The organism is Nostoc sp. S13 (assembly GCF_029379315.1).
GTDB lineage: Bacteria > Cyanobacteriota > Cyanobacteriia > Cyanobacteriales > Nostocaceae > Nostoc.
The window spans coordinates 20,571-37,643 of the sequence record NZ_JAQYWQ010000072.1 but is presented as its reverse complement, the minus strand read 5'-3'; the positions used below and the strand labels follow the sequence as shown (position 1 = coordinate 37,643).

The following is a 17,073-nucleotide window of genomic DNA, read 5'->3' as shown; positions in this document are numbered from 1 at the left end:
TTTGACTTTGCCACTCTTCAGATGTACGGAGCTTGTTCAAAACTCAAATAGGATTCCTATATATTCTTTAAATTATAATTACTGGAGTATTGTGAAATGAGCAAAGAAATAGTATCTAAAGAATTTTATACTAATCCTATGGGAGCTTGCGGTTCATTTACGTAGAGGCAATTCATAAATTGCCTCTACAGCGTTTAGTTTTGCGTAAATCCTATAGCCCCATCTTCATAAATAAATTGCATTACCACAGCTTCAGCAGATAGTTAAATAAAATACCTGAGCATCAAAACAAAGCCCCGGAATCTTTTCAGATTACGAGGCTTTGTTTTATCTTTTATTTGGTGGCGGGAAGTGGATTTGAACCACTGACCTTCGGGTTATGAGCCCGACGAGCTACCAGGCTGCTCTATCCCGCGTCGCTCTTAACTTTTATAGCATAACCTATAGTCAAGAGTTTGGCAACTACAAAAATGATAATTCTCCAATTACTTCTAAACGCTTGTATTTTCCCAAGGTCACAAACTTTTCTGAGAGGCTTTCTGCGGCACTGGGGCTAATCCAACCCATTTGCTGGAGTAAGTGAATAGCAACGGCATGTTTTGCCCGTTTTGTCCCATCCATAACTTTGATTGCCAATCCCATTCCTTCACCAAGTCTACCAATGCACTGCACTCCTTCGGCACCAGCTTTGCTGACCAGTTCCCCTGGAGTTAAGCGCATCAGTTCCGTATCAAATTCTCCATCTCCTGCTACCATCGCGGGGTGATGAGTCATAGCCCGGACAATGCGCTCTAGATCCAAATTGGTACTAGAGGCTAACAGCGCATACAAAGACGCCATATGACCGAGTTGCATCAGATAAGTTGGTGCGCCACAGTCATCATGAGCGCTAATAAATTCCTCAGCTGGCATTCGCAGCAACTCTGCTACTTTGCCCAAAATTAATTGCTGTATTGGGTGCTTACGTTCCAAGTAGTTATTCAAGGGCCAATGGCGTTGCTGACAAACCGCTAACATTCCCGCATGTTTACCAGAGCAATTGTATTCCAGAGGACTTCGCTTACCTTGAGGAATTGGACATTGGAGTACAGTTGGGTCAAGATCAGCCCGCCAAAGGATGTTAAATACTTGTCGGACTTGCTCTATTGTTCCTTTGTGAGAACTCGTAATAATTGCTAAGTCGCGATCGCTGAGGTCATAGCGTTCCAGTGTACCTGTAGTGGTGACTGCGAGTGCCTGAAATGGTTTGAGGGCTGAACGGATAAATGCAGCAGTTTCAGAATTTCCGGCAACGGTTAGAACCCGTCCTCGTTCGTCGCATACAACAGCTTGGACTATATGCCTGGATTCAATAATACCTTCCCGCAGCAGCCGGACTTCCAGTGCTGTGGCTTGAGTTCGTTTTCCCATTGTCATGGGTTTATATTTATCACCTTTTTTAATTAATTAGTCATTAGTCATTAGTCATTAGTCCTTAGCTAATGACTAATGACTAATGACCACATCACTCTTTAAAACAAATGCCAAACTATAGTACCAATAAGGTACATTCCCGCCAAGCCAGCAAAGGTAAATTGTAACCGCCGCAGAATGGGTTTGATTTCGTATGCAACAATCAAGCGATCGCGATTCAGGACTTCCTGTGGCTTCGTCCAAGTTTGACCGTCATACCAGCCTGACTCTTCATAAAAGACTGTAGGACTGCAAAGGCGATCACACACGTAGAACCAGCCTAAGTATAACCTTACCAGTGCTAGCACTACCCCGACACTCGCTGCGGCTGCACCACAGAGGATAAAATGTGCAATATACTTGTGAGGAGGAAAACTTGCCGCAGCTATAGGCCCTGCTAAGAGCCAAGATAAACCCCAAATCCAAACAATTTTCGTGATATACTCGCGCCAATCTAAAGTGCTATCACGAAATAGCCAGGAAGTTTTTAACTCTTCGTATTCATTGAGCGGTTGTTGGTCTGTAGGAACTGGACAATTTGAAACCGAAGACCTAATCATGTTGGCTTACTTTCACCCTCATCAGATTCTGGAAGGGAAATACGCTCTGCATGAATCCAGAACGCTTCTAAATTATAAAACTCCCGTTCCTTGGGTGTCATGATGTGAACGATCACATCACCGTAGTCTTGTAATATCCAACTCCCCTCGGCTTTTCCTTCTGTCCTTAAGGGACGCCGTTGCAACTCAGTTTCGACTTTTCCTTCAATTGCTTGAGCGATCGCCCTTACTTGTACCCTAGAATAGCCAGTCATCATCACAAAGTAATCAGCTAGGTAAGATACCTCTGCTACTTTGAGCAATATAATCTCACCTGCTTTGCGATCTGATGCCGCTTCTGCGATCGTTGCAGCTAATACTGTGCTCGCTTCTTCGGTTTGGGCGTAGCTCTTGACCACACTCTTCGTCAGTGGGACAGATTGTAATGGGAAATTTCCTTGGAAATAATCAGTCATTAAACCTCAGGTGCTTTCTTTCTTTTGAAACAATTGTTTACATTTACTTACAAATAACAAACAATTGATCTGAAAATGTGTCAATAGGTTTTTTTGAATACTAACAAAAAACAGGTGTCTATGGGGCTAGTTTGATAATTGGCTGTTTAGATTTCGAGATCAGCAATCAGCAGTTACGAATGGTTATTGTGCAGCAATAAATCAACCAATAGCTTTTCAGCAAGAATTTCCCGCGAAAATAATCGCAGATTAATCAAACAGCCTAATATTGTAAAGCTAATGCAAGGAGGCATGAGGCAGAAGCAACCAAAGCATTTAAATTAAGGTTTTGTTACCTTTTTCAACTCGATAGTTATTTCCGCCATGCTGTACTAATAATTTGCCGGTAAGTCAGTGGCCAAGAATAAATTAAACATATTACATTATGTAATATGTTTTTTGGTCTATTACTGTATATTAAAAAGTATAATTGACTACTTTTAAAGTCTGTTTGTATTTAGATACTGAGGCTAAAATGGCGATACAAGTATAATCACACTGAAGGCGCGGGTATGTAATCTAACTCTACTACCGGAGATTAAACTTCTTGTTTTGTAACTCTTGTAGACTGAATTGCTCCACTATTTGCCGTCAATGAGTAACATAACGACTCATACTGATTTAAAGCTTGCTCAAAACCATAGTTTTCAACGGCATATTGACGACTTTTATAACCTAGAGTTTTGACTTTTTCGGGGTTTTGGTACAAATCTAAAGTTGCCATTGCTAAAGCTTGGGGATCTTCTGGAGGAACGATAACTCCGCCGCCACTTTGTCTGATGGCTTTCGCTGCTGTACCATTGTCAGGCACAGAGGCAAGCAAAGCCCGACCACTGGCAAGTAGCACTTGAATTTTTGACGGCATATTGAAGGATACAATATTTTTCTTTTGCACCACCAAGCCAACATCGGCAGCTGCCAACATTTGTGGCAAATATTTGCGGGGTTGAAATGGCAGTAGCAAAATATTATCTGCGCCGCAGTCTAGACATTCCTGTTGCAATCGCTGTAAACCTTTTGCCTCTCCAACAATCACAAAAACAATATCTGGGATATGGCGCAACACAGAAGCAGCTTTAACGACGCTTTCTAAGCCTTGAGTTAGAGCAATGTTACCAGAATAAAGTACTACAAATTTCCCATTCAGATTATGTGCTACGCGAAAAGGGTTATCTTCTTTAGGCAAAGGGCGGATAAAATTTACATCAACCCAGTTGGGAATTTGCACAATTTTGTCAGCTTCTACGCCCTTAGATCGCAAATTGTCCACAAACCCATCGGCGATGACGCTAATTTTGCTGGCAGTATGGTAGGCAAATTTTTCCAATAATGTAAACAACTGGATGAGCAATTTATTTTTTAGTAGACCGACATGGACGGCTGCTTCTGGTAATATATCTTGTAGATTTAAGATCACAGGACAAGCACGTAACCATGCTAAAAGAGCAACTGGTACACAGCCTGGCAAGGATGGCGATGTTGAGAGAATAACATCTGGACGCCAACCCATGAGGGCGGGCACAAAACTAGTGACAACGAAACTAGCATCTAGTAATACCCGATCTAATAGGTTGGGTTGTGGACGAATCCAAACGTAACTGCGTTGAATTTGAACGCCATTTTTGTATTCGTTGAGATACCACTTGCCCCGATATTCCTGGTAAATTTGACGCTCAGGGTAGTTGGGCATAGCGGTGACTACGCGCACTTGATGCCCACGCTTTACTAGCCCCTCTGCTAGTTCAGTCATCAGTGGGGCAATACCAATTGGCTCTGGATAGTAGTTGTATGAGTAAATTAAAATTCGCATAAAAAATTAGTCTGAAGTATCCCGGTTTTTTATTTAATGACAAATATTTGTCTTAAATATGATTTGGAGCTTGGGAACTCCTATATTTAATTGTCGCTTCAGACTGTTTTTATGTCAGGTATTTTCCTTAAAGATTGAGTAAACTTTGATATTAAATACTTAGAGAAACTGTGAATTTTTTTGACTATTTAAGCAGCATTTCCAGTAGACATTTTTGATTGGTACGTAAGTAAAAACTCTATGTCTTCCGATATTAATTAAGACTGTTTGACAAGAGTCGTTGTTGAATAAGCGATCGCCTTTGTATTTTCTCCTTTTTTGCTGGTTCAGGATTCCGAGATTTAGGTCTTGAAACTATAGCAATCCGATTTGATTCTTGAACTTATTTGTGTAGGCAGGGAGTAGGGAGTAGGGAGTAGGAAATGGGGAATCAGCCCTTTCGAGTTGTACGGAGTTTTTTCAAAAATCAAATAGGAGTCCTATAGGGGTTTTAATATTGTTTATGTTAATGAAATTTTTTCCTCATTCATGGCATTGCTGCATACAGCTATTTACGGCAGGTTATCAATCTACCGTTGCTAGAATACGGCTATGATGACGGAGAGTGTACCCTATAACCCAGATAGAGAAAGAATTATTCTCATTGGTTTGCGAAATAATTTTATCAAGGATATACGAATAAAAGTTGGTAAGCAAAAGTTACTAACTAAGGTATATTTTCGTTAAAAAAATTATATTTTATGTGTCGCTTGATACGAGAGTTAAATTATGGATGGTGAAGAGTTGTTCTAAAGATATAATGCTGGGGAGCAGGACTTTAGCCGGGTTGATTTGAGAAGACCTAGTATTTTCCGCAAGGATTTGAAGGATGGGATTTTCAAAGCAGGAATATTAGATAAGAAGTTAAAACTATCACCGCCTGAATCCTTACGCATTAAGAATATTTTCAGCTTACGAAAGTTCTAATCGCCAAGTATGGGGATTTCGTCACTGTTCTGTGCTGATTATGGGAGCAAGGTTAAAACCTAATATAATACTGAGGCAGAAAAACTAAACTGGACTTGATGCCTCTGGAGAACAGTGATGAGCGTAAAAATGCGTAGGCGCAGCCCAAACTAGGCATCGCACTTCTTCTCTTTCCCTACGCTTTACGACTTAGCGGTAGAGGTCGCTGTGCTAAAACTTCTTTATAAAGCTCTTCGAGCAGAGTAATATTTTTACTAAGGGTATAGCGGTCTAATACACGCTGTCTGGCTTTTTGCCCTAGTAGGGTTGTTAACTCTGGATGATCTTGGAACACTGGCAAGAGGGTTCTTAATTGCGATCGCGCTGTTTTAGTATTAATAACTACACCTGCGCCCTTTTCCAATACTTCTCCATCTGCACCCACGTCTGTTGCTAAACAAGCCAACCCACAGGCCATTCCTTCTAACAGAGATAGTGACAAACCCTCTACCAATGAAGGCAAAACAAATACATCTGCCCCCCGCAAAATTTCAATGCGTCGGTATTCATCAGCGACAAATCCCAACCAGATAATGCCGTATTCCCAACCAGAAAACGGCTCTAAAGAAGACTTCAAAGGGCCGTCGCCAACAATTAACAACTTACTACCAGGTTCCATTGGCGACTGCTTCCAAGCCCGAAGCAGGGCTTCGAGATTTTTCTCTGGCGCTATGCGACCCTGATAGACAAACAAGCGTTCGGCTTTAAACTCTGCTTTGACTTGAGAAAGTCCTGGAGAGTACTTAATAGTATCAACGCCGTTGGGAATTACAGCGATATTTTCTTCCCGCACGCCCATCCGTGCCAATAATTCTCGCTGAATTTGAGAAAATACAATCACGCGATCGTAGTTAACTAAAAAAGGCGCGTAGAGCTGATAAGCCAAAAGTTGTGTTCCTGATATCAGCTTTGCCCCCTTGCCAGCAAACGGTGTGTGAAAAGTGGCAATTAGGGGCAACCTCAGTTCCTCGCAGATTTCCGGTAGAACAAAGTCTAGAGGAGATAGCGTCAAGGAAGCATGGACTACATCTGGCTTGATTTCCCGCAACGACTCTGTTAAAACTTTGGTCGCTTTAAAAGTGGGAATTGTATAAACCTGGGATTTGTAAATGAAAGGGAGTGAAACCTCTCGAAGATTTGGCCAATTATCAGGTTCAGACTCTTCCTGCGCGAAGTGAAGAAAGCTCACTTGATGTCCCCTATCTAGCAAGGCATTTGTAATTTCTCGACTGTAGGTGACATTGCCGCAAAAGGGCGATTTTTTTCCAATCCAGGCTATACGCATTCTTTATTTAGCTGTAAGAAAAGCGGTTTGATCTATTACTTACTTATGTGTCCTTTGTGATTTTTTATCTAGCTATACTTGCTGGGTTTTTTAGTTATTACAGATTCCCACCACAATCTAGTTTAAAAAGCCTATTTTAAGCTGATTAAACCAGTGGATTTATGGCTTTATTTATTCTATTTATAAGTTGTTAATTTCTGATATTTAAACAACTTATTCTGACTAATGTCAGATTGATATCCCGCAAGTATGTGATAAATTTTCACTGACGACAGTTTACCATGAACACAAAAGCTTTAAGGAAATTAGTAATTACTTCAAGGTAATGAATAATAACCAACTACTTATGTGAGTTATACCAGGTTAATATACCTCCTGAAAAGACGATCGCTGCTAATCCCAAAAAAACTATCCGTAATCCCAGAAAGGTTTCTGCTACACCAGCTAATGCCAAAGGTAACGAGAGGGCAATATTAATTACATTGTTCTGCAAGCCAAAGACTTTACCACGCATTTCTGGAGGGGTTTCTGTTTGGATTGCAGTTTGCATGGGAATTCCCACTAACGCTCCAAAGATACCTAATAGCGCTACCAGTAACAACACTAGCCACAGTTGGGTTGTAAATACTGATAGACCAATCAGGGATGCTGCCATGCCCATAGAACCATACAGGCTCAGTTGGGTATAGGAGAAGCGTTGACCAAATTGACCGAGAATTGTTGCTCCTGCAGCGATGCCAACACCGCCAGCTGCTAGTAAAAAACCGAACTGGGAGGCTTTCATGTTGGGAATTATTTCTGCCATCCGAACGGCTAGAACAGTTAATGCTGCAAAGACAGAAAACAAGATAATCAGCTGAAGCAAAGCATTGCGGATGGGATGATTTGCTTTGAGGTAGCTGAAACCGTCCCGCAAATCAGAGAATACGTGAGGGAATTCTGTATCGGGGTCGTGGTGTTTTTCCTTAGTTGCTAGGAGGAATAAAATGAGTCCAGCGATCGCATAACTACCACCTACCAAAAGTTCCTTACCTAAACTACCATTACCACCAATTTGCAGCCAAAGTCCATCAGCGATCGCTAACAATGGTTCCCCGACGGCAAACCCAACAATCACCGATGCCATCATCGTTGTCGTGTAAAGTGAATTTGCCGAGAGTAAATGCTGTTCTTCTACGATCAAAGGAATTGCCGCCTGTTCTGCCGGTGCAAAAAACTGCGTCAGTGTGGAAACTAAAAAAGTTACGCCCAGGATGATTAAAAAACCTACTGGCAGCACTCCTATGGGTTGCCAATCATGAGTCAACCACAGCAGGAAGGGAATTGATAAAACCAGGATGCCGCGCCAAATATTCGTTGCCACCAGCACAGCCTTTTTCGACCAGCGATCGACAAACACGCCAGCAACAGAACCAAACAATACGGCTGGAATAGTAAAACCCATCATCAAGGCTGATACCCAACCACTAATACTCTGATTACTACCTTGAAACTGAGTATTAATCAAAGCAATCATCAGCACCAAATAAACTTTATCTGCTAGTTGGGAGAAAACTTGACCGCCCCAAAGAGCCAGGAAATTAGGGTTTTTTAATACAGGCAAAAACCCCTGCGGTGTTACATTCCCCGAAACAGTTTCTCCACCTGAACCAGACCCATCTAATTTCGGTGGTTCTTTTTCTGGGATAGTGGATACTGGCAAACTCTGCCCGTTGCCAGTGCCGTTGCTATCTACCTCAGCAGTGGTTAATTTGTCCTCAGATTCTGTTTCTGATTGACTTGGAACATCAGTTTTTGGGATCTCCTCTGTGCAATTTTGATCGTTTTTAGAAACGTCTTTTGGGGACATTTCTTCGCCATTGATTTGACTAGATGTACACTTAGAAACGGCACTCAGGTGATTTTTAACTGTAGGATCTAATGCCCTATTCTGTTTTTTGGCGAGGCTTGGTGACAAAGGCAGGATTTTTTTATCCAAATCAGACGGTTGCATCATGGTTGGCAGCAAAATAAGAGTCGATCAAGGTAGCAGAGCGAATAGGGCGACCTAATTGATACTGAGCATACTGGCGCAAAATCTGCTCAACAGATAACCAGTTATGATCTCTAGCACCATCAATTTGCATTATCTCTGGTTGTGACAGATGTTGAAGCAGACCTAATTCTATAGCACCCAGACGACTAGAAATCACAGGTATTTCTTGCCGATGCACAACAACTGTTTGGGAGCCAGCTTTTGGAGGTGATGGGATAATCGGGTGATTGGGTGATGGAGAAAAAGATGAATTTCTTTGTATCCCTGTGTCCTTCTCTTTTTCTGTTCGTAAACGTTTCCAAGCTTCTAAGCAAACCGTTCCACCCGCAGGGATGCTAAATCCTATCTGCCAGTTAGGGTCTGTAAAGTCTGGTTTGAGGGGATGCCCAGATAAGCAGCAAACTTGCACTTGCGGTGTCAGTCCTGCTAAGGCTAAAAGGTGAAACACCCCATGAGCGAGATGAGCCAAAACCCCAAATGGATTTGCACTAGACATTGCCTCCAACCGATGGAGATGTTCATTGAACAACTCATAAAGTTCTTCTTGGGGTTGTTCGCTCAAAGCTTGACACAAAACTATTTCTGTTAAATACTGGCTGGCAGCCAATTTTCCCAAATCTTTAGTTAAACCAGGATAAGTTTTTAACGTCTGTGCTTGAGTAATTTTATCGAGCGATCGCCCTTTCGCAATCAATAGTTCATTCACAACGAACATCCCACTCCTGCCGCCCAGGCTGGAATTGTGCTTACGTGCCCCTGGAGCCACTGCTCTAATTAGACCGAATTCGCGTGTTAAAATCGTCACTATTTTATCCGATTCTCCCAGCACCTGAGTTTTAAGATTAATTCCGGTTGCTTTGTAGGTTCTACTCATTAGTTATTAGTCATTGGTAGTTATTAATCATTGGTCAAAAGTCATTAGCTTAGGACAAATGACAAATGACTAAGGACAAATGACTATTCACCCTTCCCCAGGTTATCGCGCTGGCGGATCAAATCCATGCCGCGAGATGTACCTAATCTAGTAGCACCCGCTACGATTAAGTCTAGGGCTTGATTTATAGTACGGATACCACCCGAAGCTTTAATTCCCACCCTTTCTTTGGCCAATTCCTGCAAAAGTCGCACATCTGCCACTGTTGCACCACCATTCCAACCTGTACTAGTTTTTAAGAATGCCGCTCCCGCCTCCATCGCTATTTCAGCAGCTATTCTTTTCTCCGCATCTGTCAACAGGTTGGTTTCCAAAATAACCTTGACAGTTTGCCCAGTCTCTTCACAAATTTCGGCAATTTCTCGGTGAACTTCTTCAGTTTTACCAGCTTTCAACCAGCCTAAGTTCATTACCACATCCAACTCAGTAGCCCCACTATCCGCCGCTTCTTGAGCCTCATATAGTTTCACTGCTGAAGTCGTCGCACCAGCCGGAAAGCCAATCACTGTACACACTTTCGGGTTCTTACCGTGGAGGAGTTCGACTGCTTGTTTGACATAGGCAGGGTACAAGCAAACCGCCGCAAAATTGAATCTGTATGCTTCTTCACACCACTGCTCAACCTGCTCTGGAGTAGCCGTTGGCGTTAGCAGGGCGTGATCGATAAATGGCGCAATATCAATGTCTGGATAGTCTGCTGCCATCATGTCTTCTGCCACTAATTGATTATTAAACTTTATAAAAAATTAAAACATTTCTTATATATGTATTAAACCATATTTATTACTAGTTTATCCTGAAAACAACCTGCTGACTTCTCTTGGATGTCGGCCTTGTAGATGTTGGGGAATTACTGTAAATATTTAAGTCCATCCGTGAAGACGCTTCAAAGATAAAAACATTATATAAATCCAATTACCTGCTATTAGCCATTCTACAAATAGCTTTAATAACGTTGTCAATATCTTCTTCATCGCTCAATCCAAGCTGCTCTTTTTTTCGTTTGAGAATTTTTTGATACTCGAATACTAAGGTGGTAGAAACATTTAACTACCAACGCCTATCATTAAGAATTGTTAACAGTTTGTAAGATACACCACGGTTAGATCGTAAATCAGTAAAAAGTACATTTGTATCAAGTATAACTTGGTACGGATTTATGATTATTTCGCTATTAATAGCATTTTTGCCGTACTGACGAGCTTATAGTTTACCTATTGATCAATTCATCTTTGAATTATCGACTAAAGACCATCCTAAACTGGTTGGCTGTTCATAAACCCGCTTTAAGGTATTTACATCTCTTGCAGAAATAGGCGACGGGTTACGAACTTGGGAAAAGTATAAAGCATCAGTTTGTAGCGGACTATGACCCCAAATTCCCAAAGCGTGTCCAAATTCGTGGCGGGCTGCTGCTTGGATATACTCACCTGTTTGACTGGGACTTAGCAAGATGGTGAAGCGGTGGGATAAAACTTTGTTGCTGGTGTATAACTCGTAAGTAGTTTGTGCCGATCGCGCCCGAGGTATATTACTACCAGGGGAAATTTGTAGAGGTGGCGCTTTTCGCACAATCGTAATATCAGCAATTTCTGGCTGTTCGACTACTGTCAAAGGTAAATAAGTACTCCACTCCTGTACGCCCTGCAAGACACCGTTAACCCATGCTTGAGCTTGTTTTTCGCTGACAGCTTTTGGTGGTTCTACGTAAACTCGAACCGGAAATTGCGACCAGACTAAATAACCAACTTGGGTTGTTCTGATTTGGGAAAAGTAGTCACCACTGTTGGTACTATCTTGCCAGCGTGCGAGTGTGGGCGGTAAAGGATGGGGTTTTGGCGAAGATGAGGTAGGGAGAGAAATTATTAAGTTTGAGTATACATATTTTGGTATTTTTGTAAACCCATTACTCGACTGGAGATTAGTAAGAATGATTAACAGCCCTGTGCCAATAAATAAGACAAGAGCTGTAATTAACCGCCGTGAAATTAAATTTATTAAGGTGTTAAGTATTGGGTGTTCGGTTTTTTTCCCCATTTACCTATCCTTATTTAGGGAGCCAACCAGCACTTAAAACTACTGTTAAACCCAGAAAAATTACTGTCAATGCCCAAGTAATTCGGTTTAAAGTGTTTTCTGCACTTTTGGCGCTGCTAAATAGCTGGGCTTGTCCGCCAATGGCCCCAATGCCATCACCTTTGGGGCTATGCAGTAAAACTAAGATAATCAAACCAGTAGCGGAAAATGCCCAAATGCCTTGCACAATATTAGAAACTATCATGGTAGGAATCTCATTTATAAGAAGTTTTAAAAAACAGAATTCAGGGTTGGAAGTTAGGAGTTAGGAGTTAGGAGTTAGGAGTTAGGAATTAGGAAAGTTTTAATTGATCACTCTTCACTATTAACTCTTAATTATTAACTCCTCACTATTAACTCCTAACTCTTTTACAGCCCCACTTGCACGGGGGTGCGAGTGCGTTGTAGCTCATATTCTGCTGTTTTCAGCAGCGATCGCCCTGTCATTTCTGGTGGCTGAGGCAACTGTAAAATCTCTAAAATTGTGGGGGCGATGTCGGATAGCTTGCCATCGCTTCGCAGTTCGACATTTGTACCATATCCAGGGATTTTGACTTTCTCTCCTTCCACCAAGATCAAGGGAACTGGGTTAGTGGTGTGGGCTGTCCACGGATTACCCCCATGATCTAGCATATACTCAGCGTTGCCGTGATCGGCAGTAATAATTGTTGTACCGCCGGCTTTGATAACGCTCTCTAATAAACGTCCTAAACAGCGATCAACTGTTTCAATTGCTGTAATGGTAGCTTCGATTTGACCAGTATGCCCTACCATGTCGGGGTTGGCATAGTTAATCACAACTAGGGAATACGTACCCTTTTGAATCGCAGCGATCGCTACATCTGTAACTGCTGCTGCTGACATCGCTGGGGCGTGATCGTAAGTCGCTACCATTGGGCTACTTACCAGTTCTCGGTCTTCTCCAGCAAAAGGTTCCTCCAGACCCCCATTAAAGAAATAGGTGACGTGGGCGTATTTTTCTGTTTCGGCAGTGCGGAACTGATTCAGACTGTGATTGGCTATGACTTCTCCCAGAATGTTACTGAGATTCTGAGGCTCAAAGGCTACAGCCACGGGTAAGTCTGAATCATACTGCGTAAAGGTGACAAAGGACAACGGCGTGATTTGCTGTCTTTCAAAACCTTTAAACGTGGGACTGACCAAAGCTTGAGTCAGTTGTCTGGAGCGATCAGGGCGGAAGTTGAAAAATATCACCCCATCCCCTGGTTCGATTGCGCCGGGAGCAATTCGGATTGGGTTGACAAATTCATCTTTTATCCCTTGGTCGTAAGATGCTTGCAAGACTTCCACAGCCTTGAGACCATTACCAACACTATTTTGTATCATCATGTCGTAGGCGCGTTTGACCCGATCCCAGCGGTGATCGCGATCCATCGCGTAGTAGCGACCGCTGAGGGTGACTATGCGCCCAATTCCTGTGCGGTCTATATAATCTTGCAGCAGTGTGATTGCTCTTACACCGTCAGTTGGGGAGGTGTCACGACCATCGGTGATGGCGTGGATACAAACTTCTGGAATTCGCTGGTCTTTAGCTAAGTCAAGTAGTCCGAATAGATGGGTGATATGCGAATGTACCCCTCCCTCAGAACAAAGCCCGACTAGATGCAGCTTGCTATTCCGAGAACGAACTTCCTGGCAAATTTTGACGAGTGCTGGGTTTAAGGCAATAGAACCGTCTTCGACCGCATCGGAGATGCGTACTAGTTCTTGGGGTACAACTCGCCCAGCACCAATGTTCAAATGACCAACTTCCGAGTTGCCCATTTGACCCTCTGGCAACCCTACGGCTTTTCCTGATGTGTGGATGAGGGTATGCGGGTAAGCTGCCCATAAACTGTCCACGATGGGAGTTTTAGCAGCAACAATAGCGTTTCCTCGTGTTTCCTCGCAGTAGCCCCATCCGTCTAAAATGACTAGCACCACAGGAGCAACAGGTGCTTTGGTCATAGTAAAATTGCCCTTTGCTGTTTGTAATACCCGAATGATACCACTGCTAATCCCTGCCGCAAGTGAATTTTTGCTTATTAACTTGTTTTATGAAGAACTTACAGTTTTTTGAAATATTTTTAAATTTTAGTAGTTTTTCTGTGATGTTTTTGAACGCTAATAAGGAGTGATTACTTAGTAGTAGCGCTCCCGCACTACTACTAAGGCAGTATCCAACCCCTTATTTCCTTTTTGTGGAAGCTTTTGCAGCTTTCTTAGCAGCTTTTTCGGCAGCGATCGCAGCTAACTTTGCTTGTTCTTTTTCTTCGGCAATTTTCTCGAGATAGTAATGATAATCTCCTAAGTAAACGCGGAATTCACCATCACGAATTTCGACGATTTTGTTTGCTACCTCAGAAATAAAATAGCGATCGTGGGAAACCACAATTGCCGTACCATCATAATTTTTGAGCGCTTCTTCCAGCATTTCTTTAGCTGGAATATCTAGGTGGTTTGTCGGCTCATCTAAAATTAGTAAGTTCGCAGGACGTAAGAGCATTTTTGCCAACGCCAGACGAGCTTTTTCTCCTCCACTTAATGCCCCAACTGCTTTAAATACTGTGTCACCAGTGAATAAAAATCGTCCCAAAAGTGTGCGGACTTCTTGATTATCCCAATCGGGAACTTCATCATGGATAGTTTCCATGACAGTTTTCTTCAAATCCAAGGCTTCAGCTTGATTTTGCTCAAAGTAACCGGGAAGAACGTTGTGATCGCCTAATTTAACGCTACCTTCTGTGGGTGGTTCCATACCCATAATCACGCGTAGAAGGGTCGATTTCCCAGCACCATTAGGGCCAAGAAATGCAATGCGATCGCCCCTTTCAATTAGGAGATTTGCTGCTAAAAACAGGATTTTATCACCATAAAGATGAGTTAAATCTTTAATGTCCACAACCTCGCGTCCACTGCGGGGTGCTGGGGGAAAACGGAAGTGTAGAGTTCTCATACCAGCAATGGGTGCTTCAATGCGCTCGATTTTGTCGAGTTGCTTTTCCCGGCTTTTTGCCTGGGTACTGCGGGTAGCACTGGCGCGAAATCTATCAACAAAGGTTTGCTGTTTCTCTAATTCTTTCTGTTGGCGTTCGTAAGCACTAAGTTGTGCTGATTGACTTTCGGCTTTTTGTAACAAATATGCCGAGTAGTTACCAAGGTAAGTACTGGAAACGCCACGTTCAGTTTCTACAATTTGGGTGCAGAGGCGGTCAAGGAACTCCCGGTCATGGGAAACTATTACCATCGGCGTAACCAGCCCTCTGAGGTAATTTTCCAACCACTCAATGGTTTCTAAATCCAGGTGGTTAGTCGGTTCATCCAGCAGCAACAAGTCGGGTTTTTGCAAAAGTATTTTACCCAAACTCATCCGCATTTGCCAACCACCACTGAAGGCACTGACGAGGCGATCGCCATCTTCTAGCCCAAACCCCATCTCTGGTAAGATTTTCCCGATACGTGCATCTAAGTTGTAGCCATCTAAGGCTTCAAATTTACGCTGCAAACGATCCAACTTGTCGATCAGTCGATCGAGTTCCTCTGGGGTAGCCGTTTCCATTTCTTGTGGCACATGCGCCAGAGATAACTGTACTTCGTTGGCTTCTTTGAAGACAGTCCAAAATTCTTCTCTAACGGTGCGGGTGGGGTCTACTTCAAACTCTTGGTTGAGGTAGGCTATATGTAAGCTATTAGGACGAATGATTTCGCCAGCAGTGGGTTCAATTTCCCCAGAGATGATTTTGAGTTGGGTGGATTTTCCAGCACCGTTGACACCGACTAAGCCAATGCGATCGCCTGGTTTAACTTCCCAGTTGATATCTTTGAGAACTTCGCCTGTGGGATAAATTTTACTTATATGTTCTAGTCGCAGCATTAAGTTTCTCTCAGGTAGGGAGTGGGTGGTTGAGGACGAAGTACTAACACCGCCTCTAATATTAACAAAAATTAACTATAAATTCGTCGTGATCAAGTCTGGGGAGCCGCAAACAAAATTTGCCTTAAGTCACGAATAAAACTTGCCACATCCATCTCAAGGCTGACTTTGTGTTATCTGTTTGACTTCTTCGACACTCAAATCTAACGCCTCTGCTACTTGTTCTACAGTCAACCCTGCTGCCAACATTGCTGGTACTGCTTTTAGTTTACCTTTAAGCTCACCTTGTTCAATACCTTCCTGAAAGGCTTCCTGATAAAATCTGGTTTGCTTTAATTCGCTTAAGCCAAACATTTCCTCCATCTCCTCCCTACTCATTGTAGGAAACTTGTAAGCCAAAATAGTCTCTATAAATTGTAATAATTGCTGCTGTTTTAGTGGTGAGCTTATCTCAGACTTAGTTCTGTCTATCAATTCCCAAGCTTTAGCGATCGCTATATCATCGGTTGCAATTACTAATTTAGCAGTTGCAATACCAAGTGGAAGCGATGCAGCCTCACCTAATTCATCAATATAAATCCGTCTGACGCGCCCACTTGTGAAAAACTCATGGTAATGTTTGCTCCTGTATCTACACTTCTGTTTGGGTACAAAACTACAGCACTCCAGTTATTTTGTGGTTGATTCTGACGCAGGTATAAACATATTTCTGCAATTAGCCGTGAATAAATTTCCCCATCAGCTTGAAATTGCACTTCCAGAAAATAAATCTGGTTCTCACTTCCTTGTGTAGGCATAAATACACCATCGATTCTGAAGGCTGTTTGTTTGATTTCAACTGATGAAAATTGATAAAGGCTAGCTTCTTCTGGAGGATTACCAATAAGTTCAAAGAAGATATCAGGGAATTCTTGAAACAGCCGATAAAAGATGATGTCTGTTTTCACAATTTTATATCAATTGAAGATTTTGATTTGCTGTTCATGTGTTACTTTGTTCTTCAGAACCATCCCGCACTTCGAGCAACCGCTCTTTTGCCATCCCTAATATACGTGATAGTGGAACTAACAAACTATCATCAAATGCTTCTCCAGCATAAATATTATTCAGTTCCGTGGGAGATAATTTAAAGGTGTCGCAGAATTTAGCAAACTCCTGGTTACTCAAGTCAAGTTCTTTTTGCCTATCATTAAGTAAAACTGCGATCGCTCTAGTTCCATGCTTCCGAGGTTCACTAGTTATTATATATTTACCCATTAAATAATTGACTTTATTCGTATCGCCGCCCACTTTTTTAATTAAATCAGTGCAAGCCATTTTTAATGCTTTATTTAAAACTTCTTGCTCATTTAAAAACTTAATAACTTCACTGGCATGATCTGGTTTAAAAAATCCCACCAAATCACCTTTTGCCAACGCGATGATTTTGTGCGGCTTGACTATATTGCTTTCGTTTGACCAAAGTATCGCCTAAATTTCCTACTGATCATTACTAACTACCAAGGTTTATGAAAAGGATTCAGCAATTTTTTTCATAAAGCGATTACA

General features: G+C 42.2%; 13 protein-coding genes, 1 tRNA gene and 1 pseudogene. All 15 read right to left on the bottom strand.

Annotated features, from left to right (window positions below; translation table 11 throughout):
• Window positions 1–339: 339 nt before the first annotated feature.
• The 15 genes and pseudogenes from PUQ00_RS20800 to PUQ00_RS20730 all read right to left on the bottom strand — a co-directional run bounded on the left by PUQ00_RS20800 (window position 340) and on the right by PUQ00_RS20730 (window position 16,941).
• A tRNA-Met gene (locus PUQ00_RS20800) sits at window positions 340–416 on the bottom strand.
• A gap of 46 nt (window positions 417–462) precedes the next feature.
• On the bottom strand, window positions 463–1,416 hold the full coding sequence (locus PUQ00_RS20795) for an asparaginase (RefSeq protein ID WP_300420190.1): 954 nt from the start codon (window positions 1,414–1,416) through the stop codon (window positions 463–465).
• A gap of 95 nt (window positions 1,417–1,511) precedes the next feature.
• Entirely contained in the window at window positions 1,512–2,012 is a 501-nt protein-coding gene (locus PUQ00_RS20790) for a CGLD27 family protein (protein ID WP_300420189.1), read from the bottom strand.
• Window positions 2,009–2,467 carry a ribosome silencing factor gene (gene rsfS, locus PUQ00_RS20785; protein WP_300420187.1) on the bottom strand — a complete coding sequence of 153 codons (459 nt, stop codon included), beginning with the start codon at window positions 2,465–2,467 and terminating at the stop codon, window positions 2,009–2,011. Before rsfS ends, PUQ00_RS20790 begins: the two co-directional genes overlap by 4 nt.
• Window positions 2,468–3,044: 577 nt before the next feature.
• Window positions 3,045–4,316, bottom strand: coding sequence for a glycosyltransferase family 4 protein (locus tag PUQ00_RS20780; RefSeq protein WP_300420184.1), 1,272 nt, complete (start codon window positions 4,314–4,316; stop codon window positions 3,045–3,047).
• A 1,141-nt stretch (window positions 4,317–5,457) separates the two neighbouring features.
• Window positions 5,458–6,606, bottom strand: coding sequence for a glycosyltransferase family 4 protein (locus PUQ00_RS20775; protein WP_300420183.1), 1,149 nt, complete (start codon window positions 6,604–6,606; stop codon window positions 5,458–5,460).
• Window positions 6,607–6,946: 340 nt separating this feature from the next.
• Window positions 6,947–8,599, bottom strand: coding sequence for an MFS transporter (locus PUQ00_RS20770; protein WP_300420196.1), 1,653 nt, complete (start codon window positions 8,597–8,599; stop codon window positions 6,947–6,949).
• On the bottom strand, window positions 8,586–9,515 hold the full coding sequence (recO, locus tag PUQ00_RS20765; RefSeq protein WP_300420180.1) for a DNA repair protein RecO: 930 nt from the start codon (window positions 9,513–9,515) through the stop codon (window positions 8,586–8,588). The genes PUQ00_RS20770 and recO overlap by 14 nt, the downstream gene beginning before the upstream one ends.
• 83 nt (window positions 9,516–9,598) lie before the next feature.
• On the bottom strand, window positions 9,599–10,279 hold the full coding sequence (deoC, locus tag PUQ00_RS20760) for a deoxyribose-phosphate aldolase (protein WP_300420194.1): 681 nt from the start codon (window positions 10,277–10,279) through the stop codon (window positions 9,599–9,601).
• Window positions 10,280–10,796: 517 nt separating this feature from the next.
• A complete protein-coding gene (locus PUQ00_RS20755; protein WP_300420177.1) occupies window positions 10,797–11,612 on the bottom strand; it encodes a peptidase in 816 nt (271 codons plus the stop codon).
• A gap of 10 nt (window positions 11,613–11,622) precedes the next feature.
• Window positions 11,623–11,856: a preprotein translocase subunit SecG gene (gene secG, locus PUQ00_RS20750; protein ID WP_300420174.1), complete on the bottom strand. Its 234-nt coding sequence runs from the start codon at window positions 11,854–11,856 to the stop codon at window positions 11,623–11,625.
• A gap of 164 nt (window positions 11,857–12,020) precedes the next feature.
• Window positions 12,021–13,619 carry a 2,3-bisphosphoglycerate-independent phosphoglycerate mutase gene (gpmI, locus tag PUQ00_RS20745; RefSeq protein ID WP_300420171.1) on the bottom strand — a complete coding sequence of 533 codons (1,599 nt, stop codon included), beginning with the start codon at window positions 13,617–13,619 and terminating at the stop codon, window positions 12,021–12,023.
• 220 nt (window positions 13,620–13,839) lie between these two features.
• Window positions 13,840–15,525: an ABC-F family ATP-binding cassette domain-containing protein gene (locus tag PUQ00_RS20740; protein WP_300420169.1), complete on the bottom strand. Its 1,686-nt coding sequence runs from the start codon at window positions 15,523–15,525 to the stop codon at window positions 13,840–13,842.
• Window positions 15,526–15,681: 156 nt separating this feature from the next.
• A pseudogene (locus PUQ00_RS20735) lies at window positions 15,682–16,472 on the bottom strand (Rpn family recombination-promoting nuclease/putative transposase).
• A gap of 34 nt (window positions 16,473–16,506) precedes the next feature.
• A complete protein-coding gene (locus PUQ00_RS20730) occupies window positions 16,507–16,941 on the bottom strand; it encodes a hypothetical protein (RefSeq protein ID WP_300420166.1) in 435 nt (144 codons plus the stop codon).
• Window positions 16,942–17,073: the final 132 nt, after the last annotated feature.

What these genes read in the sequence shown, in the direction of transcription:
- PUQ00_RS20795 (WP_300420190.1), bottom strand. Translation starts at nt 1,416, where the DNA reads ATGACAATGGGAAAACGAACTCAAGCCACAGCACTGGAAGTCCGGCTG.
- PUQ00_RS20790 (WP_300420189.1), bottom strand. Translation starts at nt 2,012, where the DNA reads ATGATTAGGTCTTCGGTTTCAAATTGTCCAGTTCCTACAGACCAACAA.
- rsfS (WP_300420187.1), bottom strand. Translation starts at nt 2,467, where the DNA reads ATGACTGATTATTTCCAAGGAAATTTCCCATTACAATCTGTCCCACTG.
- PUQ00_RS20780 (WP_300420184.1), bottom strand. Translation starts at nt 4,316, where the DNA reads ATGCGAATTTTAATTTACTCATACAACTACTATCCAGAGCCAATTGGT.
- PUQ00_RS20775 (WP_300420183.1), bottom strand. Translation starts at nt 6,606, where the DNA reads ATGCGTATAGCCTGGATTGGAAAAAAATCGCCCTTTTGCGGCAATGTC.
- PUQ00_RS20770 (WP_300420196.1), bottom strand. Translation starts at nt 8,599, where the DNA reads ATGCAACCGTCTGATTTGGATAAAAAAATCCTGCCTTTGTCACCAAGC.
- recO (WP_300420180.1), bottom strand. Translation starts at nt 9,515, where the DNA reads ATGAGTAGAACCTACAAAGCAACCGGAATTAATCTTAAAACTCAGGTG.
- deoC (WP_300420194.1), bottom strand. Translation starts at nt 10,279, where the DNA reads ATGGCAGCAGACTATCCAGACATTGATATTGCGCCATTTATCGATCAC.
- PUQ00_RS20755 (WP_300420177.1), bottom strand. Translation starts at nt 11,612, where the DNA reads ATGGGGAAAAAAACCGAACACCCAATACTTAACACCTTAATAAATTTA.
- secG (WP_300420174.1), bottom strand. Translation starts at nt 11,856, where the DNA reads ATGATAGTTTCTAATATTGTGCAAGGCATTTGGGCATTTTCCGCTACT.
- gpmI (WP_300420171.1), bottom strand. Translation starts at nt 13,619, where the DNA reads ATGACCAAAGCACCTGTTGCTCCTGTGGTGCTAGTCATTTTAGACGGA.
- PUQ00_RS20740 (WP_300420169.1), bottom strand. Translation starts at nt 15,525, where the DNA reads ATGCTGCGACTAGAACATATAAGTAAAATTTATCCCACAGGCGAAGTT.